The organism is Thermobifida cellulosilytica TB100, from assembly GCF_001517975.1.
GTDB lineage: Bacteria > Actinomycetota > Actinomycetes > Streptosporangiales > Streptosporangiaceae > Thermobifida > Thermobifida cellulosilytica.
This window is the reverse complement of sequence record NZ_KQ950185.1, coordinates 22,321-27,825: the sequence shown is the minus strand read 5'-3', so window position 1 is coordinate 27,825 and position 5,505 is coordinate 22,321. Positions and strand designations below refer to the sequence as shown.

Below are 5,505 nucleotides of genomic sequence, written 5' to 3'. Positions count from 1 at the left end.
CGGCCGCGACCGCGGCGGGCATGCCCAGGGGGGCGGTGACCAGGGCGGACACGGTCATCGCGAGGGTCAGCCCGGGCAGGACGCCCAGCCTGGAGCCGACGGCCTGGGAGAAGACGATGTACAGCGCCACGCAGGCGGCCCCGGTCAGGCCGAAGGCCACGCCGAGCAGGTCGGCCCCGCCCTGCCAGGGGCGGGTGAGCAGCAGCACCCCGGCGGCGGCGAGCAGGACCCACAGCAGTTCCCGGGGGCGGCGCAGGGCGAGCACGGCCACGGTGAGGGGGCCGAGGAACTCCACGGCGGCGGCCGTGCCCAGCGGGATGCGGTCGGTGGCCAGCGAGAACATCACCATCATCCCGGCGCTGACCACGCCCAGGGCCGCGGTGGCGGCGATGTCGGACCAGGTGGCGGCGCGCACGGCGCGCAGCAGCGGGCGGCCGCCCACCGCGGCCAGGAGCAGCGCGGCCCAGCTCAGGCGCAGCCAGGTGATCCCGAGGGGGCCCGCGGAGGCGAACAGGTGGACCGCGACCGCGCTGCCCGTGTGCAGCAGGACCATGCTGGCGACCAGGAGCAGGGGGGCGGGGACCCGCGTCCGGGCACGCCGAATGAGGGGGGGCAAAGAGAGGATCACCCCACCAATGTGGCGTGTGTGCTCTGTTGCCGTCCAGGCACCGTTGGCGGATGAAACGTTTCCTTTCGGTGGAAGGTTGCGGCAGGCGGAGCGGCGCCGGCCCCCTCCGGCGGGCGCGGGGAGGCGGGTCACACCGCCGCCGGGTTTATCCGCCCCCGAAGGCCGGTATAACCCTGAGTCGGCAGGCATCAAGTTTGGTGAGCAGCCACCGGGAGGCGGTCCAGCGCAGCGCCGCGGACCGACCGCGCCACACCCGATGCCCGCCCACGGCCGGTCCGCCCGGTGCCTCCAGCGCGGACCACGGACCTCTCGGCCCCGTGCGCCCCCTGCGCCCGGGGCGCGGCGCGCACGGCCGCCCCGGCCGCGTGACCGCGGGACTGCTGCCCGCCACGACGATGAGAGGAGAATCGTGCTGACCCAGGTTGAGGCAGCGGCGACGCGAACCCTGAACCCCTTCCGCCGGACGCGCGCGATCGCCGAGCACACCCTGCGCGAGGCCAAGGACGACATCACTCATCTGCAACTGCTCTCCCTGTTCCACGCGCTCGCCGCGTGCGAGACCGCGCTCTCCCGCGACCCGGGGTCCCTTGCAGAGCGGCTGGCCGGACTGCGCGCCGCCGTGGTCGACCTGGTGGGCGAGGAGTGGCTGGCCGCCAACGCCGACCACCCCGGCGTGCGCGACTTCGGCCTCCTCGACGGCACGGCCCTGCTGAGCCGGCTGGACGAGGTCGTGGCCGACCTGCTGCGGACGCGCTTCCTGCGCCTGGCGGCCTGAGCCGCCGACGCCCCGGGCGCCGGCCGGGCCTGTCGGCCGGCGCCCGCCGTCTTCTACGGTTGAGGGGTGGATCTGACACGGCTGAGGCTGCTTGTGGAACTGCGGCGGCTGGGCACGATGACGGCGGTCTCCGAGGTCACCGGGATGGGCACCTCGGCGGTCTCCAAGCACCTGGCCGTGCTGGAGCGGGAGGCGGGGGTGCGGCTGCTCGCCCCGGACGGCCGCCGGGTCAGGCTGACCCCGGCCGGCAGGCGCCTGGCCGAGCACGCGGCGGACATCCTGGGCCGGGTGGAGGCGGCCCGGGCCGAGATGGCGGGCGAGGGGCCGCCGGTGGGCCGGATCGACCTGGTGACGTTCGTCAGCATGACCGTCCCCGTGGTGCTGCCGGCGATGGAGCGGCTGCGCCAGGAGCACCCGGGCATCGAGGTGCGCCTGATCGAGCACGAGCCCGACCAGACGCTGGACCTGCTGCTGGGCGGCGAGGCCGACCTGGGGCTGGTCTACGAGTACAGCCTGGTGCCGCGCCGGATCCCCGAGGGGATCACGCTGTCGCCGGTGGGCAGCGAGCCGCTGTTCCTCGCGCAGTCCTCGGCGGGCGGCCCCAGCCGCGCGACGATGACCCGCGAGCGGCTGCGCGCGCTGGCGGACGCCTCCTGGATCGCCAACTCGCGCGGCAGCGACGAGGACGAGCTGGTGCGCCGCATGTGCGCCTCGGCGGGGTTCCGGCCGCGCATCCGCCACCGCATCGACACCCTGGAGGCGGTCAGCGCGGTCGTGGCCGCCGGGTGGGGGGTCGGGCTGCTGCCCAAGCTCGCGGCCACTCCGCGCCGCCGCGGCGTGGTGCACACCCCGCTGGGCGAGCTGGCCGGGGTGCGCCGGATCTACCTGGCCTCCCGCACCGGGGCGTGGGCGTGGCGTCCGCTGCGCGCGGTGGCGCACCGGATCCGGCTGGCCGCGCGCGGCGTGCTGGACCCGCTGGAGGAGGACCCGCACAGCGGGGACGGCGCGGTGGTCAGGCGCTGAGGATGAACCGGCCGGAGGGGACGGTGATCCTGCTGGCGGCCTGGCGCATCGCGGTGAGCAGCGGCTCGGGGTCGGCGCCGCTGCGGGTGGCGGCCAGGACGTGGCGCCGGGGGCCGTTGCGGACCGAGCGCACCACCATGTGGGAGGTGGCCGTGCCGTGCCAGGCCAGGCGGGGCACCATCGCCACCCCGAGCCCGGCCGTGACCAGGGCGAACGCCGCGCTGAAGTCGGTGACGACGTGGGCGTTGCGGGGGTGGAACCCGGCCTGGTGGCAGGCCGCGGCCACGGTGTCGAACCAGACAGTGCCCGGGCCGGACATGATCCAGTCGGCGTCGCTGAGGTCGGCGGCCAGGTCCAGCTCCTCCTTGGTGGCCAGCGGGTGCTCGTAGGGCAGGACCACGTCCAGCGGTTCGACCATGACCGGGTGGAACTGGAACCCCGGGGTGCCGGTGGCGGGCAGGTGCGGCGAGGACATGGTGACGGCGACGTCGATCCCGCCGGTGCGCAGCAGTTCGGTGCTGTGCTCGGGTTCGGCCTGCACGACCGAGAAGCGCCAGCCCGGGTGGGTGCGGCGCAGTCCGGCCACGGCCGGGGTGACGAGGTTGGAGATGCCGGTGGCGAAGGAGCCCACCCGGACCGCGCCCAGCGACCCCTCGGCGTAGCGGGCCAGGTCGGCCTGGGCCCGCTCCAGTTCGGCGAAGATCACCCGGGCGCGCTCCAGCAGCACCCGGCCCGCCCCGGTGAGGACGAACCGGCGGCCGCTCCGCTCGACCAGGGGCACCTCGGTCTCCCTGGCCAGGGCGGTGAGCTGCTGGGAGACCGCCGAGGGGGTCACGCCCAGCGCTTCTGCGGTCGCTGCCACGGTGTGGTGCTCGGCGAGCGCGCTCAGCACCTGCAACCGCCGCACATCAATCATGGGCTCATCCTACGAAACGTCTCGCCCCGGTCCGGGCGGCCCGCCCTCCCCGCCCGCCGGCGTGATCCGCCGCACTTTGCCACGACTTTGGGTGTCCCTCCCGTGACCCGGGGCAGCCGGAAGGGCGACAGGGCGCACCGAATCTGAGTTAAATTCGGAAGTTTTTTCTCTTGCGTCACGAGCGACATCCCTTTCCCGCCTCCTGGCCGCACACCGCACCGAACCGGAACGTAAGCTCATGACCAGCGCTCAGAACGGTGTCGATGGGAACGGCAACCAGCGGGCGCACCGCACCACCACATCGGGACAGGTGAGAAAAAGATGCAAACTTCGTTGGAGACCAAACCGCGCGCCGGAGTTTCGGGCGTGCTGCGCTTCCGCTACATCGGTCCCTTCGAGGTAGCAGAGCTGGCCGAGCTGTGGGGAGCCCTGCACCGGCAGCACACGACGATCGCCTCTCACCTGGAGGACCTCCTCGGCTCGGTGAGCGTCGAGGAGTCGTGGCGCCGCCGCAGCCGGCGCTACGTGGAGTGGCTGTCGGAGCCGGACACGATCGCCGTCGTCGCGGAGAGCGGCGGGACCGACGTCGGCTACGCGATGGTGACCGTGCGCGAGGAGCACCACGGCTCCTGGGACCGGGGCGACCGGGTCGCGGTGGTCCAGACCCTGTCGGTCCACCCCGACCACTCGCTGGACTTCGTGGGCGGCGGCCTGCTGGACGAGGTCCGCCGGCAGCTCGCCGAGATGGGCGTGCGCGACCTGGAGCTGCCCGCCGTGTCCGGCAACGCCGAGGCCATCCGCTTCTACGAGAGCCAGGGCTTCCGCCCGTTCGTGACCACCATGGTCTCGCGGATCGGCGCGGGACCGCACGACTGACCGGGGAATCCGCCGCACCGGCGGGGGACGGCCGCAGGCCGGGGGGCGCCCGCTCCCCGGCCTGCGGCGCGTCTGCGGACCGGCGGTCCGCGAAAACCGCTTCCCCCGCGGGCGGGCGCCCTCTACCCTCCTCGGTGCTGCCTTGCCGTCTCTTTCGAGGAGCACCGTGGACACCGCGACGCAACCCGACTACCCGCCCACCCCGCGCACCGTGCCCAGCCGCAAGCGGGAGCGCGTCCGCTACGACGCCGCGACGGTGCACGCGGTCCTGGACGCCGAGTTCGTCTGCCACCTCGGCTTCGTCCACGACGGGGCCCCGTCGTGCTGCCCACCGTCTACGCGCGCGTCGACGACCGCCTCTACCTGCACGCCTCCACCGGCAGCCGACTGGCGCTGGCCCTGCCCGAGGAGGGGCTGGCGGTGTGCGTCACCGTCTCGCTGGTGGACGCCCTGGTCCTGGCCCGCTCCTGGATCGGCCACTCGCTGAACTACCGGTCCGTGGTGGTCCACGGCACCGCCCGCAGGGTCACCGACCCCGCCGAGGCGCTCGCGGCGCTGGTCGACCACATGCTGCCGGGCCGCGCGGCCGACTCCCGCCCGCCCACCGCCGCGGAGCTGGCGAAGACCGCCGTGCTCCGCGTGGACCTGCGCGAGGCGTCGGCCAAGGTCCGCGACCACGGCGTCTCCGACGACCCCGGGGACCTGGCGCTGCCGCACTGGGCGGGCCTGGTCCCCCTGACCCGGGGCCTCGGCGCCCCCGTCCCCGCCCCGGACCTGCCCGGGGAGACGCCGGTGCCCGGCTACCTGGAGGCGGCCTGTGCACCGGGACGCGCGGCCCCGGCGCGGTGACCCGCCCGGCGGGGGTCGGCGGCGCCCGCGGTGCCGCCGACCCCCGCCGCAGAGCCGTTAGGCTCGTCGGCGTGGCCGAAACCGACTCCGCCCTGTGCAACTTCCCCGGGTGCACCCGTCCTGTCGTCCGCTCCACCTCCCCGGGACGCCCGCCCCAGTACTGCGACCTGCCCGAGCACACCCGGTGGCGTGCCTGGCGGGAGCGCCAGCGCCTGCAACAGGAGACGCAGGCAGCACAGGAGCAGGCCGCGGCCCGGCGACCGGGCCGACGGGGGCCGTCCCGGCCGCGCCCGCTGCCCCCCCTGCCGAGGCCGCGCCGGTCACCGCCGCGCGGCTGCGCGCCGAGGACCTGCTGACCCGGTTCGCGGTCCAGGCCGAGCAGCTCGCCGCCACCCTCAAGGAGGCCACCGCCGCCTTCGCCACCATGGGCGACCCGGC

At 75.0% G+C, this 5,505-nt stretch carries 6 protein-coding genes and 1 pseudogene; 5 read left to right on the top strand and 2 right to left on the bottom strand.

From position 1 onward, the window contains the following. On the bottom strand, positions 1-628 hold a 628-nt coding region (locus AC529_RS15865; protein ID WP_394326449.1), incomplete at its 3' end, for an EamA family transporter. A gap of 409 nt (positions 629-1,037) precedes the next feature. On the opposite strand from AC529_RS15865, the gene AC529_RS15860 reads away from it, so the two are divergent. Together AC529_RS15860 and AC529_RS15855 are read left to right on the top strand one after the other, a co-directional pair. Next, a complete protein-coding gene (locus AC529_RS15860) occupies positions 1,038-1,403 on the top strand; it encodes a hypothetical protein (RefSeq protein ID WP_232306775.1) in 366 nt (121 codons plus the stop codon). A 66-nt stretch (positions 1,404-1,469) separates the two neighbouring features. Beyond that, positions 1,470-2,426 carry a LysR substrate-binding domain-containing protein gene (locus AC529_RS15855; protein ID WP_068758107.1) on the top strand — a complete coding sequence of 319 codons (957 nt, stop codon included), beginning with the start codon at positions 1,470-1,472 and terminating at the stop codon, positions 2,424-2,426. Here AC529_RS15855 and AC529_RS15850 read toward each other — a convergent pair. Next, positions 2,416-3,342 (bottom strand): LysR family transcriptional regulator, encoded by a 927-nt coding sequence (locus AC529_RS15850; protein WP_068758103.1) that lies wholly within the window; start codon positions 3,340-3,342, stop codon positions 2,416-2,418. The genes AC529_RS15855 and AC529_RS15850 overlap by 11 nt on opposite strands. Before the next feature lie 321 nt (positions 3,343-3,663). Between AC529_RS15850 and AC529_RS15845 the strand changes: the two genes are divergently transcribed. The 3 genes and pseudogenes from AC529_RS15845 to AC529_RS15835 all read left to right on the top strand — a co-directional run. After that, positions 3,664-4,218: a GNAT family N-acetyltransferase gene (locus AC529_RS15845; protein WP_068758101.1), complete on the top strand. Its 555-nt coding sequence runs from the start codon at positions 3,664-3,666 to the stop codon at positions 4,216-4,218. A 321-nt stretch (positions 4,219-4,539) separates the two neighbouring features. Further along, complete coding sequence (locus AC529_RS15840) at positions 4,540-5,067, top strand: pyridoxamine 5'-phosphate oxidase family protein (protein WP_232306774.1); 528 nt, start codon at positions 4,540-4,542, stop codon at positions 5,065-5,067. 71 nt (positions 5,068-5,138) lie between these two features. Beyond that, a pseudogene (locus tag AC529_RS15835) lies at positions 5,139-5,505 on the top strand (hypothetical protein); the annotation flags it as partial.

What these genes read in the sequence shown, in the direction of transcription:
- AC529_RS15850 (WP_068758103.1), bottom strand. Translation starts at nt 3,342, where the DNA reads ATGATTGATGTGCGGCGGTTGCAGGTGCTGAGCGCGCTCGCCGAGCAC.
- AC529_RS15845 (WP_068758101.1), top strand. Translation starts at nt 3,664, where the DNA reads ATGCAAACTTCGTTGGAGACCAAACCGCGCGCCGGAGTTTCGGGCGTG.